This is a genomic window from Myxococcus sp. MISCRS1 (genome assembly GCF_026626605.1).
Taxonomy (GTDB): Bacteria; Myxococcota; Myxococcia; order Myxococcales; family Myxococcaceae; genus Myxococcus; species Myxococcus fulvus.
The window spans coordinates 8,224,304-8,239,867 of record NZ_JAPNKB010000001.1 but is presented as its reverse complement, the minus strand read 5'-3'; the positions used below and the strand labels follow the sequence as shown (position 1 = coordinate 8,239,867).

General features: G+C 69.3%; 14 protein-coding genes. 4 read left to right on the top strand and 10 right to left on the bottom strand.

Annotated features, from left to right (window positions below):
• Positions 1 to 10: 10 nt before the first annotated feature.
• Positions 11 to 682, bottom strand: coding sequence for a hypothetical protein (locus OWM54_RS32940; RefSeq protein WP_223745365.1), 672 nt, complete (start codon positions 680 to 682; stop codon positions 11 to 13).
• 195 nt (positions 683 to 877) lie between these two features.
• Between OWM54_RS32940 and OWM54_RS32935 the strand changes: the two genes are divergently transcribed.
• Positions 878 to 1,372 carry a SixA phosphatase family protein gene (locus tag OWM54_RS32935; protein WP_141328200.1) on the top strand — a complete coding sequence of 165 codons (495 nt, stop codon included), beginning with the start codon at positions 878 to 880 and terminating at the stop codon, positions 1,370 to 1,372.
• Positions 1,373 to 1,388: 16 nt separating this feature from the next.
• A complete protein-coding gene (cyaY, locus tag OWM54_RS32930) occupies positions 1,389 to 1,721 on the top strand; it encodes an iron donor protein CyaY (protein WP_223745364.1) in 333 nt (110 codons plus the stop codon).
• On the opposite strand, the gene OWM54_RS32925 is transcribed toward cyaY, so the two are convergent.
• From OWM54_RS32925 to secA, 6 genes are all read right to left on the bottom strand, one after another.
• Positions 1,709 to 2,677 carry a diguanylate cyclase gene (locus tag OWM54_RS32925; protein ID WP_267700040.1) on the bottom strand — a complete coding sequence of 323 codons (969 nt, stop codon included), beginning with the start codon at positions 2,675 to 2,677 and terminating at the stop codon, positions 1,709 to 1,711. The two genes, cyaY and OWM54_RS32925, sit on opposite strands and share 13 nt — an antisense overlap.
• The gene (gene frr / locus OWM54_RS32920) at positions 2,677 to 3,234 is read right to left on the bottom strand and encodes a ribosome recycling factor (protein WP_141328206.1); all 558 of its coding nucleotides are present in this window, start codon (positions 3,232 to 3,234) and stop codon (positions 2,677 to 2,679) included. The genes OWM54_RS32925 and frr overlap by 1 nt, the downstream gene beginning before the upstream one ends.
• Before the next feature lie 45 nt (positions 3,235 to 3,279).
• Positions 3,280 to 4,032 carry a UMP kinase gene (gene pyrH / locus OWM54_RS32915; protein WP_223745362.1) on the bottom strand — a complete coding sequence of 251 codons (753 nt, stop codon included), beginning with the start codon at positions 4,030 to 4,032 and terminating at the stop codon, positions 3,280 to 3,282.
• A 215-nt stretch (positions 4,033 to 4,247) separates the two neighbouring features.
• Entirely contained in the window at positions 4,248 to 4,901 is a 654-nt protein-coding gene (gene tsf, locus OWM54_RS32910) for a translation elongation factor Ts (protein WP_267700039.1), read from the bottom strand.
• 159 nt (positions 4,902 to 5,060) lie between these two features.
• The gene (gene rpsB, locus OWM54_RS32905; RefSeq protein WP_370640295.1) at positions 5,061 to 6,038 is read right to left on the bottom strand and encodes a 30S ribosomal protein S2; all 978 of its coding nucleotides are present in this window, start codon (positions 6,036 to 6,038) and stop codon (positions 5,061 to 5,063) included.
• 366 nt (positions 6,039 to 6,404) lie between these two features.
• Positions 6,405 to 9,254 (bottom strand): preprotein translocase subunit SecA, encoded by a 2,850-nt coding sequence (gene secA / locus OWM54_RS32900; RefSeq protein ID WP_267700038.1) that lies wholly within the window; start codon positions 9,252 to 9,254, stop codon positions 6,405 to 6,407.
• Between the two features lie 343 nt (positions 9,255 to 9,597).
• On the opposite strand from secA, the gene rlmM reads away from it, so the two are divergent.
• A complete protein-coding gene (gene rlmM / locus OWM54_RS32895; protein WP_223781944.1) occupies positions 9,598 to 10,620 on the top strand; it encodes a 23S rRNA (cytidine(2498)-2'-O)-methyltransferase RlmM in 1,023 nt (340 codons plus the stop codon).
• 57 nt (positions 10,621 to 10,677) lie between these two features.
• A complete protein-coding gene (locus OWM54_RS32890) occupies positions 10,678 to 11,385 on the top strand; it encodes a GGDEF domain-containing protein (RefSeq protein WP_267700037.1) in 708 nt (235 codons plus the stop codon).
• Between the two features lie 364 nt (positions 11,386 to 11,749).
• On the opposite strand, the gene OWM54_RS32885 is transcribed toward OWM54_RS32890, so the two are convergent.
• From OWM54_RS32885 to recN, 3 genes are all read right to left on the bottom strand, one after another.
• Positions 11,750 to 12,661, bottom strand: a complete 912-nt coding sequence (locus tag OWM54_RS32885; protein ID WP_141322888.1) for a M23 family metallopeptidase — start codon at positions 12,659 to 12,661, stop codon at positions 11,750 to 11,752.
• Between the two features lie 219 nt (positions 12,662 to 12,880).
• Complete coding sequence (locus OWM54_RS32880; protein WP_046715334.1) at positions 12,881 to 13,678, bottom strand: Stp1/IreP family PP2C-type Ser/Thr phosphatase; 798 nt, start codon at positions 13,676 to 13,678, stop codon at positions 12,881 to 12,883.
• A gap of 60 nt (positions 13,679 to 13,738) precedes the next feature.
• Complete coding sequence (gene recN / locus OWM54_RS32875; RefSeq protein WP_267700036.1) at positions 13,739 to 15,478, bottom strand: DNA repair protein RecN; 1,740 nt, start codon at positions 15,476 to 15,478, stop codon at positions 13,739 to 13,741.
• Positions 15,479 to 15,564 lie beyond the last annotated feature (86 nt).

Genomic DNA, 15,564 nt, shown 5'->3' with positions numbered 1-15,564 from the left:
TCGCGCGTCTTCACCGTCGTGTGCCGGTGAAGACGCGCAGCATCTCCTGGTAGTTCTTCATCAGCTCGTCCTCGCGCGTGAGCACCACGTCCACGTTGGCGTCGCCGTACTCGCGGCGCACGTCGGTGAGCTTCTGGAAGGACTCCACCTGGCGGCGCATGGAGGACACCTGCGCGGCCAGCTCCTCGCGCTGCTCCGGCGGCAGCTTCTGCTGGAGCTCCTCCAGCTTGCGCAGCTCGTCCTCGTACTGGAGCGTGCGCCCCAGTTGCCGCTGACCGATGACGGCCGTCACCACCTGGGCCAGCCCGTTGATGTCCGCCACGCTCAGCCCCGCGGACGCCCGGGCCTCCGCCTCCGCCTTGGCCTTGGCCTCCACCACCTTGAGGCCCGCGCGCACCTCCGCCATCGCCTCCGGCGTGCCCGCGTCCACCAGCACCCCCAGCCCCTGCAGCCCCTTCACCTGCGAGCCGTACACCTCCAGCATCCGCCGCTGGTAGGCCACGTAGGCCGTCAGCTTCTCGGGCGTCACGACATAGGCCGCGCCGACCTCGGCCGCCTCCAGGGCGTCCAGCCCGGCGGCGCCCGCATCCTCCACCCCGGGTGCCTCGCTACCCGCGGCCCCATCCTTCTTACATCCCGAGAGGGCCAGCGCCCCCGCCAGGACCCACAGCGCCTTGCGCATCCGGACTCCTTCCCTGAAGAGACGGCTCGTCAGCCCCCGCGTGTATGCTGCGCGGACGCGTGCGGAGGAGGGCGGCCCCCTCCTGTCTGTCACGTTGAAGGTTGTTCAGGCCACTGAACAATCGCCGCATTACCTTTGACCAACCCGGCGGCGGTCGTGTACGAACCGCGGTCCGGTTGCTCCGGTGGAGGGACTTTGAGGATTTTCCTGGTTAGGCACGGCGATGCGGACGCGGAGATCCCCGAGGGTCTCGGCGATGAAGCACGCTGGCTCACGGCGAAGGCGCGAGCGAACACGGCGGCACACTTCGCATCGTTGTCCGAGCGCATGGGGCCCATCAGCCTCATCCTGACCAGCTCGCTGGTTCGCACGGTGCAGACGGCGCAGATCCTCTCGATGGCGATGAAGTACGAGGGGCTGCTGCAGGTGCACAAGAGCCTGCTGCCGGACATGCCCGTGGGCACGGTGGACTCGCTCATCAAGGAGCACGAGGGCGAGAACCTGGTCCTCGTCGGCCACCAGCCGACCATGGGCGCGCTGGCCGCCCACCTGCTGGGGATGCAGTCGTTCCCCAAGCCCGTCAACCCGGGCACTGTCATCGCCCTGGAGCGTGCCGAGGGTGAGAACGCGCAGTACAAGCTCCTGTTCTACGCGGCCCCCGGCCACCCGGTCCTCGACGTCATCCAGTGAGGGCCCCCGGTCGGCCATGATGGACGAAGCACGCTACAACCAGCTCGTCGCCGCCGTGTTCAAGCGGATGCTCGCCGCGGCGGACGCCATCGACCCGGACGTGCTGGAAGCCGAGAGCACCGGTGACATGCTCACCCTGACGGCCCGCTCCCGGGAGAAGTGCATCGTCAACACCCAGCGCGCCGTGAAGCAGATCTGGGTGGCGGGTCAGGGCCAGGGTATCCACTTCAGCCACGACGAGGCCACCGGCACCTGGCTGGACGACAAGGGCCGGGGCCTGGAGCTGTTCCGGTTCGTCGCCGACGTGGTGCACCACATCAGCGACGTGGACTTCGTCTACCCGTCCTGATTCCGGCTGGCGTCGCTGGCCACCTCCACCCAGTCGCCTCCCGCCGCCTGCGCGCGTCGCAGCGCGTCTCCCGCGTCCTTCAGCATCCCGCCGAAGCTGATCTGCTGGACGGGAGCGCCCGGCCCCGCGCCCTTGCCCGCCGGAGGCTCCGACACGGAGACCCCCACCGAGGCCGTGCCCGCGGGCAGCGAGGTGACGCCCTTGAGCTTCTCGCGCAGGCGCTCGGCCACCACCCGGGCTCCCGAACGGGGCGTGTGCGGCAGGAAGACGACGAAGCGGCTGTCCGCGAAGGGCACCGCCACGTCGATGTCGCGCACCCCCGCCACCAGCAGGCCCAGCGTCTCCGCCAGGGCGCCCTTGCGCGCGGCCGGCGCCAGCGATGAGGCCCGCTCCTGGAAGCGGTCCAGCTCCACCATCAGCAGGGCGATGGGGTAGCGGTAGCGGCGGCTGCGCTTCACCTCCATGAACATCAGCCGCTTGAGGAACTCGAAGTCCGCGGACGTCGCCCCCACGGGGACCTGCGGCGCGCGCGGCGCTGGAGGCTCCACCGGCGCCGGAGTCACGGGCGCCGGAGCGGCCTGGGGCGCGCGCCGGGCCTCCTCGCGCTGCACCAGCAGCGACACGCACGTCAGCACCGTGGCGCGCTTGAGGGGGCCCACCAGGCTGCCGTCCGCGCCCGACTGCAGGGCGCGCTCGTCGGCGTGCTCCTCGTCCGGCGGGTACATGAGCAGCACGGGCGCCGTGAGGCCCTGGGCGCGCACGCCCCGGCACAGCGCCTCGCCGTCCAGCGCTCCCGTGCCGGAGGCCAGGAGCACGGAGGGCGGACGCTCCCGGGCGGCGCGCAGCGCCTCGTCGACGCTGGCCACCCACGCCACCTCGTGGCCGGCGCCCTCGAGGTACCGGCGCAACACACCCGCCACCGGAGCGGCGGGCTCGGCCAGGAGCACGAAGGCCATCAGACCGACATGACCTCCTTCTCCTTCGCCTGGACGATGGAGTCGACCTGCTTGACGCCGTCGTCGGTCTCCTTCTGGACCTTCTCCGTGATTCGCTTCTGGTCGTCCTCGGTGATCTTCTTGTCCTTCAGCTGCGTCTTGAGGACTTCGTTCGTGTCGCGGCGGATGTTGCGGATGGCGACCTTGTGGTCCTCACCCTTGGTCTTCACCTGCTTGGCGATCTCCTTGCGGCGCTCCTCGGTGAGCGGCGGGAAGGGCAGGCGGATCATCTCCCCGTCGTTCATGGGGTTGATGCCGAGGTTGGCCTCACGCAGGGCCTTCTCGATGTCCTTCAGGACGCTCTTCTCCCACGGCTTGATGGTGATGAGCCGGGGCTCCGGGGCGTTGACGCTGGCCACGCCGGACAGGGGCGTGGGCGTGCCGTAGTAGTCCACGCGGACGTTGTCGAGGATGGCGATGTTGGCGCGCCCGGTGCGCACCTTGGTCAGCTCGCGCTTGAGGTCCTCGAGCGTCTTGTTGATGCGCTCCTTCAGCTCTTTGACGAGGTCGTCGCTCATTTGCGTGTTCTCCTTGAACTCTGGAATCGGGATGAGTGCGTGACGTCAGGCCCAGACCGTCTCACTGCCGCCCACGACGGTACCAATCTCACCGCCGCCCAGCACCGCGCGGCGGATGTTCCCCGGCACGGTGAGGTCGAAGACGATGATGGGCAGCTTGTTGTCCATGCACAGCGAGATGGCCGTGGAGTCCATCACATTGAGGTTCTGCTTCAACACATCCATGTACGTCAGCGAGCGGTAGCGGCGCGCGGTGGGGTCCTTCTTCGGGTCCGCGCTGTAGATGCCGTCCACCTTGGTCGCCTTGAGAATGACCTGGGCGTTGATTTCCATGGCGCGCAGCGACGCGGCCGTGTCCGTGGTGAAGTACGGGTTGCCCGTGCCCGCGGCGAAAATCACCACGCGGCCCTTCTCCAGGTGGCGCACCGCGCGCCGGCGGATGTAGGGCTCGGCGATCTGCTCCATCTTGATGGCGGACAGCACGCGCGTGTGCAGACCCTTCTTCTCCAGCGCGTCCTGCATGGCCATGGAGTTGATGCACGTGGCCAGCATGCCCATGTAGTCCGCGCTGGCCCGGTCCATGCCCTCCGTCGCCCCGGCGACGCCGCGGAAGATGTTGCCTCCGCCAATCACCAGGGCCACCTCCACGCCCGCTTGCGCCAGCTCGATGACCTCATCGGCGATGGCGCTGAGTGTGGGTGGGTGGATGCCGTACTTCCCCTCTCCCATCAGGGCCTCGCCCGAGAGCTTGAGGAGAATGCGCTTGTATCGGAGCGGTTGGGTCGTGTCGGAGGACATGCGCGTCCGCTTCTATCCCCCGGATTGCGGCATATCAACGCCCGAGTCGGACAAGGCGGCCACACCGTCCACGGCCAACGCCCCGGGCGCCCTGGGAAGCCCTCCCGGGGCCCGAAAAGAGGAGGGCCGCGTCCCCCGGCTCCCCAGCAGGGAGTCGGAAGGGTCGCGGCCCTCGGGGCCTGCCTGGGAGGACCTCGCAGCGAGGCCCTGGGGAATCAGCCCTGGCCCAGCGTCTTGGCCACTTCGGCGGCGAGGTCGTCCTTCTTCTTCTCGATGCCCTCACCCACCTCGAAGCGGACGAAGCGGCGCACGGAGACCTTCTCGCCAATCTTCGCGGCGCGCTCGGTGATCATGTCGCCGACCTTCTTCTTGTCGTCCTTCACCCACAGCTGGTCCACGAGGCAGACCTGCGTGTAGTACTTCTCCATCTTCCCGACGAGGATCTTCTCGAGCATCGCCTCGGGCTTGCCCTGCTGCTTGAGCAGCTCGCGCTCGATCTCGCGCTCCTTCTCGAGGTTCTCGGAGGGCACTTCCTCGCGGCGGACGAACTTGGGGTTGGCGGCGGCGATCTGCATGGCCACCTCCTTCACCAGGTCCTGGAAGTCCGGGTTGCGCGCGACGAAGTCGGTCTCACAGTTGACCTCCACCAGCACGCCGATGCGACCGCCGTGCACGTAGGTGCCCACCAGACCTTCGGCGGCGACGCGGCCTTCCTTGCCGGCGGCGCGGGAGATGCCCTTCTTGCGCAGCCACTCCTCGGCCTTCGTGAAGTCGCCGCCGGACTCGGCCAGCGCCTTCTTGCAGTCCATCAGGCCCGCGCCGGTCCGCTCGCGGAGGTCCTTCACCATCTGGGCGGTCACTTCGGCCATGTTCTTCTCCTGCCTCCGCCACCACGTGGGCGCCATGCGCCGGGCGGAGCATTGATGTTCAAGGGGTACGGCGTACGACGGGAAACACGGACGGCCGGGTGACAGGCGTTCTGCTCCGCCACCCGGCCGCCACGAAGACACTGGAGTGAAACGGGGGGATTACTCCGCCGCCGTCTCGCCCGCGGCCTCGCCGCCCTCGGTCGCGGGCTGCTCGGCGACGGCCGGCGCGCCCTTCATCTCGACGAGGGGGCCACGGCGCTCGCCGCCACGGTCACGGTCGCCACCACGGCGGTCGCCGCCGCGGTCATTGCGGCGCGGGCCACGGCGGTCATCACGCTCACGGCGGTCGTCACGGCCCTCGCGCTCCTCCTGCTCGTCGCGCTCCGCCGCGCCCGAGGCACGGTAGCGGGCCGCGCCCTCGATGCAGGCCTCGGCGATCTTCGACGTGAAGAGCTTGATGGAGCGGATGGCGTCGTCGTTGCCGGGAATCACGAAGTCGATGCCGTCCGGATCGCAGTTCGTGTCGACCAGGCCTATCACGGGGATGCCCAGGCGGGTCGCCTCGTGGATGGCGATGTGCTCCTTCTTCGGGTCGATGATGAAGACGCAGCGGGGCAGCTTGGACATCTCCTTCACGCCGCCCAGGTTCTTCTCGAGCTTCTCGCGCTCGCGCTCCAGCGACGCGACTTCCTTCTTGGGCAGGCGCTCGAAGGTGCCGTCCTCGGCCATCTTCTCCAGCGTCTTGAGCCGGTCGATGCCCTGCTTGATGGTCTTGAAGTTGGTCAGCGTGCCACCCAGCCAGCGGCTGGTGACGAAGAACTGACCGGCGCGCGAGGCCTCCTCGCGGATGACGTCCTGCGCCTGCTTCTTGGTGCCGACGAAGAGCACCGAGCCACCGCGGGCCGTCACGTCCGCCACGAAGCGGAAGGCCGAGCGGGCCATGGTGACGGTCTTCTGGAGGTCGATGATGTAGATGCCGTTGCGGGCACCGAAGATGTACGGCTTCATCTTCGGGTTCCAGCGCTTGGTCTGGTGGCCGAAGTGGACGCCGGCCTCCAGGAGCTGCCGCATCGTGATGCCGCCGGCGGCGGCCATGGCCTGCTGCTGGTTCTGCGTTTCCTGCGTGTCGATCGACATGTTGTTTCTCCGGTTCATCCGCCACACCCGATGCGAAGCTCCGGCCGTGACATCCGGGAGAGGGCCGCTCCTTCCGGAGGGGCTCACCCACGGTTGCACCGGCGACCGGCACGGGCGTGTGTGAAGTGGGTACGACTCGGGGTAGATACCCCCACCCCAGACTACGAGGCGGGGCGTCCTTAACAGAACCCTTCCGGGCGGCGCAAGCTTCGCCTCACCGGCCGTGCCGGGAAGCGGGCGGAATGCCCCCTCCCCCGCCCTCCAGGCGTCATTGCGCCCTCCAAGACACCACCGGCGCGGACCACCGCCCGGACCTCGGGGCGGCGCCGCGCCGGCGCGTGGGACACCGTGGGAGCGACAGGCGGCCTAGACGTTGGCCTCCGCCGCGCCGTGGCACTTCTTGTACTTGCGGCCGCTGCCACAGGGGCAGGGATCATTGCGGCCCACGCGGGGGCCCTGCTGGGCCGCCGGAGGACGGGCCGCCTGGGCGACGGAGGCCTCGTCCAGCTTGCCCTCCGCGGTGCCCCGCCCCTCCACCGCCTTGCGCTGCTGCTGGGCCAGCTGCCGCTGGATGCGGACGGCCTCTTCCTCGGCGCTGGTGGCCGAGCGCGGCTGCACGCGCATGAGCTGGGAGACGAACTGCGCCTTGATGGAGGCCAGGGTCTGGATGAAGCCCTGGTAGCCCTCGCGCTTGTACTCCTGCTTCGGGTCCTTCTGGCCGTACCCACGCAGGCCGATGCCCTGGCGCAGGTGGTCCATGCCCAGCAGGTGCTCCTTCCAGAGCCGGTCGATGGTCGCCAGGTAGTTGTACTGGAGGAAGCGCAGGAAGTTCTCGCCGAACTCCTCGTCGCGCTGGCGGAAGACCTTCTCCGCCGCCCGGTAGATGTGGTCCTGGAGCTCGTCGCGGTTGCCGACGTTGTCGAAGTTCATGTCCAGGTCGAACGTCTCCTTCACCGTCCTGGTGAGGGAGTCCAGGTCCCACCCGTCCGAGCTCTTCGTCGGCGCGTACGTGTCCACCGTGGAGACGATGACGTCCTCCACCGCGTCCAGCACCATCTCCTTGAAGTCCGCCCAGCTCACCATCCGCTCGGAGCGGCTCTTCACCCGCGTCTTGGGGTCCTCGGTGAACTCGACGAGCGGCAGGCCCGCGCCCGCGGCCAGCACCTGACGACGCAGCTTGTAGATGGTGCGCCGCTGCTGGTTCATCACGTCGTCGTACTCGAGCAGGTTCTTGCGGATGTCGAAGTTGTGTCCCTCGACGCGCTTCTGGGCCCCCTCGATGGCGCGGGTGAGCCAGATGTGCTCGATGACCTCGCCCTCCTCCATGCCCAGCCGCTCCATCAGCCCCTGGATGCGCTCGGAGCCGAAGATGCGCATCAGGTCATCCTCGAGGGAGAGGAAGAACCGGCTGCCACCCGGGTCACCCTGACGACCGGCGCGGCCACGCAGCTGGTTGTCCACGCGGCGCGACTCGTGACGCTCGGTGCCGATGATGAACAGGCCGCCGGCCGCCATCACCTCCTCGCGCTCCTTCTTGGTCTCCGCCTCCAGCTGCGCCTGGGTGTCGGCGAGCTTCTGCTCCCACTCGGCCAGGGCCTGCTGATACGCGGCCTGCGGGTCCGGCTGGGCGACCGCGCCCTCGACGGGGGCCTGCGGGGCCACGGGCGGAGGGGCCTCCGGCGGGGGGCCCACGGCCGCCTTCGCCAGCACCTCCGCGTTGCCGCCCAGGAGGATGTCCGTGCCGCGGCCGGCCATGTTGGTGGAGATGGTGACCGCGCCCTTGCGACCCGCCTGCGCAACGATGTCCGCCTCGCGCTGGTGCTGCTTGGCGTTGAGCACGTTGTGGGGGACGCCCCGCTTCTTCAGGAAGTTGGACACCACCTCGCTCTTCGCGATGGAGACCGTGCCCACCAGCACCGGCTGCCCCACCTTGTGCAGCTCTTCAATCTGCGCGGCCACCGCCTCGAACTTCTCGCGCTCCGTCTTGTAGACCACGTCCTGCTGGTCCTTGCGGATGTTGGCGCGGTTGGTGGGGATGACGCGCACGTCCAGGCTGTAGATCTTCGCGAACTCCTCCGCCTCCGTGTCCGCGGTGCCCGTCATGCCGGACAGCTTGGAGTACATGCGGAAGTAGTTCTGGAACGAGACGGTCGCCAGCGTCTGGTTCTCGTTCTCGATCTTCACGCCCTCCTTGGCCTCGATCGCCTGGTGGAGGCCGTCGGACCAGCGGCGGCCCGGCATCTGGCGGCCGGTGAACTCGTCGACGATGACGACCTCGCCGTCCTTCACCACGTAGTCCTTGTCGCGCTTGTAGAGCGTGTGCGCGCGCAGGCCCTGCTCGACGTGGTGGAGCGTCTCAATCTCCCCCGGGTCGTACAGGTTGGAGACGCCCAGGCGCTTCTGGAGCTTGTCGATGCCGTCGTCCGTCAGCGACACGGAGCGGTGCTTCTCGTCCAGGGTGAAGTCCTGGTCCGGGACGAGGCCGGGGATGACCTGGTCCACCCGGTAGTACTTGTCCGTGCTGTCCTCGGTGGGACCGGAGATGATGAGCGGCGTGCGGGCCTCGTCGATGAGGATGGAGTCCACCTCGTCGACGATGGCGTAGTTCAGCTCGCGCTGGACGTAGTCCTGCAAGCGGAACTTCATGTTGTCGCGCAGGTAGTCGAAGCCGAACTCGTTGTTCTGCCCGTACGTGATGTCCGAGCGGTACGCCTCCTGGCGCTGCTTGTCGGACAGCTCGTGGAGCACGCAGCCGGTCGTCATGCCCATGAACTTGTAGACCCGCCCCATCCACTCCGCGTCGCGGCGGGCGAGGTAGTCGTTCACCGTCACCACGTGCACCCCGCGCCCGGACAGGGCGTTGAGGTAGCTGGGCAACGTGGCCGTCAGCGTCTTGCCTTCACCGGTGCGCATCTCCGCGATGCACCCCTCGTGGAGGAACATGCCGCCGATGAGCTGCACGTCGTAGTGGCGCTGGCCGATGACCCGGCGCGAGCCCTCGCGGATGAGCGCGAAGGCTTCGAACAGCATGCTGTCGAGCGGCCGTCCGTTCTGGATCTCCTGCTTCAGCCGAGCCGTCTCGGCAGGAAAGTCCTCGTCCTTGAGGGCCCGCATCCGGCTTTCCAGCTCGTTGATGCGGATGACCTTCTCGCGGGCCTTCTTGAGCTCGCGCTCATTCTTGGTCCCGATGAGCTTCTTCAGCGTCCATTCGATCATTCGTTGACTCTCTCGCGGCCGGAGAATCCTCGAAGGACGGCGGCGAGTGAAGGGAAATCCCTGGAGATGTAAGGGAGGGCTGGTGGGAAACCACGCGCGCCTCCGTAAACTTCCTCTCGGCCGGTTGCCCAGCGCGCATCGGTTCAGAGTAAAGCGGAACCGAGCCCACGCAATGTCCCCTTCACGAAATCACCGCCGCCGGCCTGTCCGGGGCGCTTCCTCCAAGCCCCCCGCGCGCCGCCCCGGCCCTCCGCCCTCCAGGAAGGCCGCCCCTCCCAAGGCCCAGGCCGCCCCAGCGCGCCCCACGCCGCCCCCCGCCCCACCGAGGGCGCGGATTCCCTCCATGCCCGCACAGACGCAGCCGCCGGTGGCCGGGCGCTGGCTGTGGACGTGCCGGGCGGGCTTCGAGTCGCACCTCTTCGAGGAGCTCGCCTGGGCGGGAGCGGCGCCCCGGCTGCTCGGAGATGCCCTGGTGGAGAGCGAGCGGAGCCCGAGCCCTCCTCCGGCCTTCGCGCGGGCGGGCTACCAGGTGGTCGCCTCCCTGCCCCCTGGCGCGCCCGAGGTCCTGGCGGAGGCGGCGGCCCGGTCCATCGGCGCCCTGCCTGGGACGGGGCCGTGGCTTCTCCAGTCCTTCACGCCCGACAGCCCTCGGGGCAATCCCCTGGCGACGACGGCGGAGGCGCTGGAGGCGGCGGTGAAGGCGCGGCTCCCCTCGGAGCGGCTGCTCGAGGATGGGGCCCGGGCGAAGGAGGCGGGCGCGCGGCTCGTCTCGCTCTGCGTCGCCCCGGATGGTGTGACGGTGGTGGGCAGCGTCTTCGCGCGGGAGGCCTTGTCGCTGGCCCCGGGTGGACGCCGGCGCATGCGCCGCGAGGTCGAGTCCCCCTCCCGGGCGGCCATGAAGCTGGAGGAGGCGCTGGACGGGCTGGCCTTCGAGCCCGGGCGCGGCGACGTCTGCGTGGACCTGGGCGCGGCGCCAGGTGGGTGGACGCAGCGACTGGTGTCCCGGGGCGCGCGGGTGGTGGCGGTGGACCCCGCGAAGCTGATGCCTGAGCTGGCGTCCCATGGCCGGGTGAAGCACGTGCAGGAGAGCGCCTTCGCCTACGCGCCCGAGGAGCCCGCCGACTGGCTCTTCTGCGACATGGCCTGGCGCCCGCTGGAGGTGGCGCAGCTGCTCGCCAAGTGGGGGCGCCGGGGTTGGGCCAGCCATCTGGTGGCCAACATCAAGCTGCCCATGAAGGACAAGAACCCCGTGCTCGTGCGCGTGCGGCACACGCTCGTCGAGGAGGGCGGCTGGGAGGGCCTCACCGTCCGCCAGCTCTACCATGACCGGGACGAGGTCACGGTGACGGCCCACCGGCTTCGCTGACAGTCGGGCGGGAAGCGCCTGCGCGCGGGCGCGTGACGCGCTAGAGAAGCGCGTGAGATGCCCTATCCGCTCGACGACGCCACCGCCACCGCCCTCATCGCCCTGTACCCCTGGGTGCTGACCCGCTCGCCCCAGGCCCCCGTGCAGGCCGCCGTCGAGGCGCTGCTCCAGGCCGAGCAGGCCCGGCGCGGCCACCCCGACGCGAAGACGGGCGCGCTCCAGGTGCCCGCCCTCACCCAGGGCAGTCTCCTGAAGGAAGAGTATGACTTGTCCACCCACGCCCACCACGACGGCTGGCGCGTGGGGGCCGTCATCGCCGACGTGAAAGGCATGATTTCGCACAACGCGCGCTTCGGCTTCGGCGTCGGTGACGCGATTCTGCGCACCACCGTGGAGTCGCTCGGTGCGCAGTACCCGGGCGCCAAGGTGATTCGCCTGCACCCGGATGCCTTCGCGGCGCTCCTCGTCCCCACCTCGCAGCTCACCGTGAAGGAGGACCTCGCGGGCCCCACCCACGAGCGACTGGTCCAGGACGTACGTCGCGTGCTGCCCGAAGGTACGCCCGACGCCGAGGTGCCGGAGTGGACGGTGAGCCTGCTGGAGGTGACGGTGGACGCGCCCTCTCACTGGCAGGTGCTCGGGCCCCTCATCTGGGCCGAGCTGGAGCGCGCGCACGTCATGCAGCGCAGCGGCAGGGCCGAGGGGCTCCAGCGTCGCCGGCTGCGCCTGGACGCCTCCATCCCCGGGCAGGCGACGTTCCTCTGACGGGAGGGACGCGTCGCTGCGGCGCCACGCCGCACATCGGGAGCACGGCCTCGGAGTCGAACTCGTCTGGACGCGTCCATCCCCAGAGAGGCCACCTGCCGCTCACGGGACGGACGCGTCGCTTCTGGCGCCGCATTCCCATCCGGCACACGGGCTCCGAGTCGAATCTGGAGGAAGGAGCGGCCCGGTGCCTCCACCGGGCTTCGCGGTCTCATGGGGACTCTCGTAAGCCCGCCTTCCAAGGACCGCGCTTCGGAGCACCTGTCACCGGGGCAGACCTGCCAGGGTCCGGCGTCCCGCGCGTGTCACGTGCTCCCAAACCACCTGCCCCGAACAAGCCGCCCGGGGCCCTGCGCGCCTCGGCCTACTCCTCGAGGATGAACTTGCGCGGGTTCTGCGGGATGCCATTGACGCGGACCTCGTAGTGCAGGTGCGGTCCGGTGGAGCGGCCCGTGTTGCCGACCGCGGCGATGAGCGCGCCGCGCTTCACCCGGTCACCGGCCTTCACCAGCATCTTCGCCAGGTGGCCATAGCGCGTCTTGATGCCGTAGCCGTGGTCCACGACGATGACGTTGCCGTAGCCACCCTCCAGGCCCGCGAACACCACCGTGCCGTCCGACGGCGCGTACACTTCCTTGCCGTGCGGGGCCGCGATGTCGAGGCCCGAGTGCATCACCCGGTCCGCCGTGTACGGGTCCACGCGCTGACCGAAGTCGCTCGTCACCCAACCGCGCGCCGGCCACACCGACGGCGTGGACGCGAGCAGCGACTTCTGGTCCTGGAAGTACGCCTGCAGCTCCTGGAGGCTCTGCTCCTGCCGGGTGGCCTCCGCGCTCAGCTTGTCCAGCCGGCCCATCAGCAGCTTGGGCGTCTCCGTCGTCGTCAGCTGGGTGAACTGGGTGTCCGTCGTCGGCACCCGCGCTTCCGGCTCCGTGGGGCCCATCGCCAGGTTGCGCTGCGGGTCCGACAACAGCGTCATCGCGCGCAGCTTCTGGTCGAAACGCTCCACCCGGTCCAGCGTCGAACCGATGTGCTCGATGCGCTCACGCACCGACTTCAGCTGAGAGCGCAACGTCAGGTTCTCATCCCGGAGGATGCGGTTCTCCGAGGCATCCGCGGCGACCTGGAAGTAGTGGATGCTCGCGCCCGCGCCCAGTCCCACGACCAACATCAGCCCCATCCCCACCTGCATGAGGAACGAGCGCTGGATGGTGTACCGCTTCACCGGCGCGTCGTGGTCCGGGATCACCATCAACGTGAAGGACTTTTTCGCCACGGGACAGCTCCCTGCTTGCGTGGGACATCCGGCGCCAGAAGCTAAGTCGCTCCCCGGCGCTCAACACCTCCCCCCACCGCCACACCCCTCCAGCTCCGTCACCTGACGGCGTCTGTCAGGATTGGAAACGTTTGGGCAGCTACCATTCAGCTTCCAAGAGTGTCAAGGTCAACAGTGACCTGACGAGGTGTTTGCCGGCCACCACTTCGTGAGTCGCCGTCAGGCGGCGACCCGCACCAGGATGACGGTGATGTTGTCGTCGCCGCCGCGCTCGTTGGCGAAGTCGATGAGGCGCTTGGGGATGTCCTCGAAGGACTTCGCCTGGGCCACCACCTCGTGGATCTCCTTGTCCTCGAGCATGTTGGCCAACCCGTCCGAACACAGCAGGAACACGTCGTTGGGCTCCGACACGAGGCCCATGACGTCCACCTGCACCTCCTCCTCGAAGCCGACGGAGCGGGTGATGATGTTCTTGTAGCGGGAGTGCTTGGCCTCCTCCGGCGTGATCATCCCGGCCTTGATCTGCTCGTTGACCAGCGAGTGGTCCTCGGAGATCTGCTGGATGAGGTCGCCCCGGATGAGGTAGGCGCGGCTGTCTCCCACGTGCGCGAAGAAGGCGTGCTCCTCGCGGACCACCAGGGAGATGACGGTGGTGCCCATGCCGGACAGGCGTGGGTCCTCCTGCGCCGCCGTGTAGATGGCCAGACACGCCTTCTCCACGGCGGTGCGCAGCGCCTCCGGAATCGGTGAGTCCTGGAGGTGAGGCACGGAGAGGAAGGGGTTGTCCTTTCCTTCCCGTGCCCGGCGCAGCTCCTTGTCGATGGTCTCGACGGCGATGCGCGACGCGGTACCACCTCCCGCGTGACCGCCCATGCCGTCCGCCACGACGTAGAGCTGGAGCTCATCGTCGATGAGGAAGCTGTCCTCGTTGTGGTTACGCTTCCGCCCGACGTCCGTCAGGCCAGCGGAAACGACTTTGAGGCGGGAGGCCGCGGTCTGCCCTGCGGTGTTGGACACACCAAGGATGCTATGTGAGACCCAAGGATGGGGCAAGGACACGGATGACCTTGCAGCGCGTCAAGCCGTCCGCCTGAGGCGTCCCCGGGGTCCCCCCTCGGGTCCGGACTCCCGGCGGGTCCTGGGCGCCCCCAGGGAACGGTGGGCCGAGCGCACCAGGGCCTCCGCCGCCCCCAGCGCCTCACGCGTCACCTCCACGCCGGACATCATCCGGGCCAGCTCCCGCGTCCGTTCGCTGCCCGCCGCCAGGACCGTCACCTGGGAGACGGTCCGCTCGCCCTTCACCGCCTTGCGGATGAGCAGGTGCGCGTCCGCGTAGGCCGCCACCTGCGGCAGGTGGGTGATGCAGAGCACCTGACGGTGGCCGCTCACCTCCTTGATCATCCGCCCGACGACGTCGGCAATCGCGCCGCTGACGCCCGCGTCCGCCTCGTCCAGCACGTACGAGCCGCACGCGTCGCTGTCCGCCAGGGCCCGCTTCAGGGCCAGCAGCAGTCGGCTCGCCTCGCCGCCCGAGGCCACCTTCGCCAGGGGCCGGGCGGGCTCGCCGGGGTTGGCGCTGAAGAAGAACTCCACGTCGTCCAGGCCGTCCGGACGCAGCACCTCTCCAGGCGTCACGCGCACCTCGAAGGCCGCCTTGCCCATGGCCAGGTGCCCCAGGCCCTCGCGCACCTGCGCGGAGAACTCCACCGCGCTCTTCGTGCGGGCCCGCGACAGCGCCAGGGCCGCCTTGCGCGCGCGCTCCTCCACCTTGCGGCGCTCCGAGGCCAGCTCCTCCAGCACCTCCTGGCGGTTCTCCAGCGTGCCCAGCTCGGCCTCGATTTCGCCGCGCTTCTTGAGCACGCCGTCCAGCGTGGCGCCGTGCTTGCGGCACAGCCGCTTCAGGCCATCCAGCCGCTCCTCCACGTCCCGCAGGCGCGACGGGTCCGACTCCAGGCCCTCCACGTACCGGTTGAGCCGCCGCTGCGCCTCCTCCAGCTCCGACAGCGCCGTGCTCAACGACTGCGCCACGGGCGCAAGCGTCGCGTCGCACTTCACCGCGTCGTGCACCAGCCCCAGCGCGCGGCCCACCGTCTCCAGCGCCGAGGACTCGTCGCCGGCCACCAGCAGCTCCGCCTCCGCCCCGTGGCGCTTGAGCTTCTCCGCGCTCGACAGGCGCTTGCGCTCGGCGTCCAGCCGCACGTCCTCGCCCGCCTCCGGGTCCAGGCGCGAGATTTCGTCGAGCTGGAAGCGCAGGAACTCCGCGCGCTCGCGCACCTTCGCCTCGTCCCCGCCCAGGGCCTCCATGCGCGCGTCCACCTCCCGCAGCGCCTGGTACTCCCCGAAGTAGGTCGCCAGCGGCGCCTCCATCTCCCCGTACCTGTCCAGGAGCACCCGGTGCAGGCCGGAGTCGAAGAGGCTCACGTGCTCGTGCTGTCCGGCGAGGTCCACCGCCCCGCGCGTCAGCTTCCCGAGCACGCCCACCGTCACCAGCGCGCCGTTGACGTAGACCTTGCCCCTCCCGGTGCGCCCCAGCACCCGGCGCACCAGCACCTCGTCCCCGAGGTCCGGCAGACCCAGCTCCTCCAGGCGTGTGCCCAGGACTGGCGTCCGCGCGAAGACGCCCTCCACGGACGCCTCCTCGCAGCCGGCGCGGATGACATCCGCGTCCGCCCGCCCTCCCAGCAGCAAGCCCAATGAATCCACGAGGATGGACTTGCCCGCACCTGTCTCACCCGTGAGGACGGTGAGGCCGGCTCCGAACGCCACCTCCACCTCCTCGATCACCGCCACGTTCGAAATCCGCAGACCCAGCAGCACGCGCGCCCTCCAATGTCCGTACGACGGCTCTGGCACTGAACACCCTAACAGGTCCCCCTGACACTGCACAGGCATTCAGCCCAACC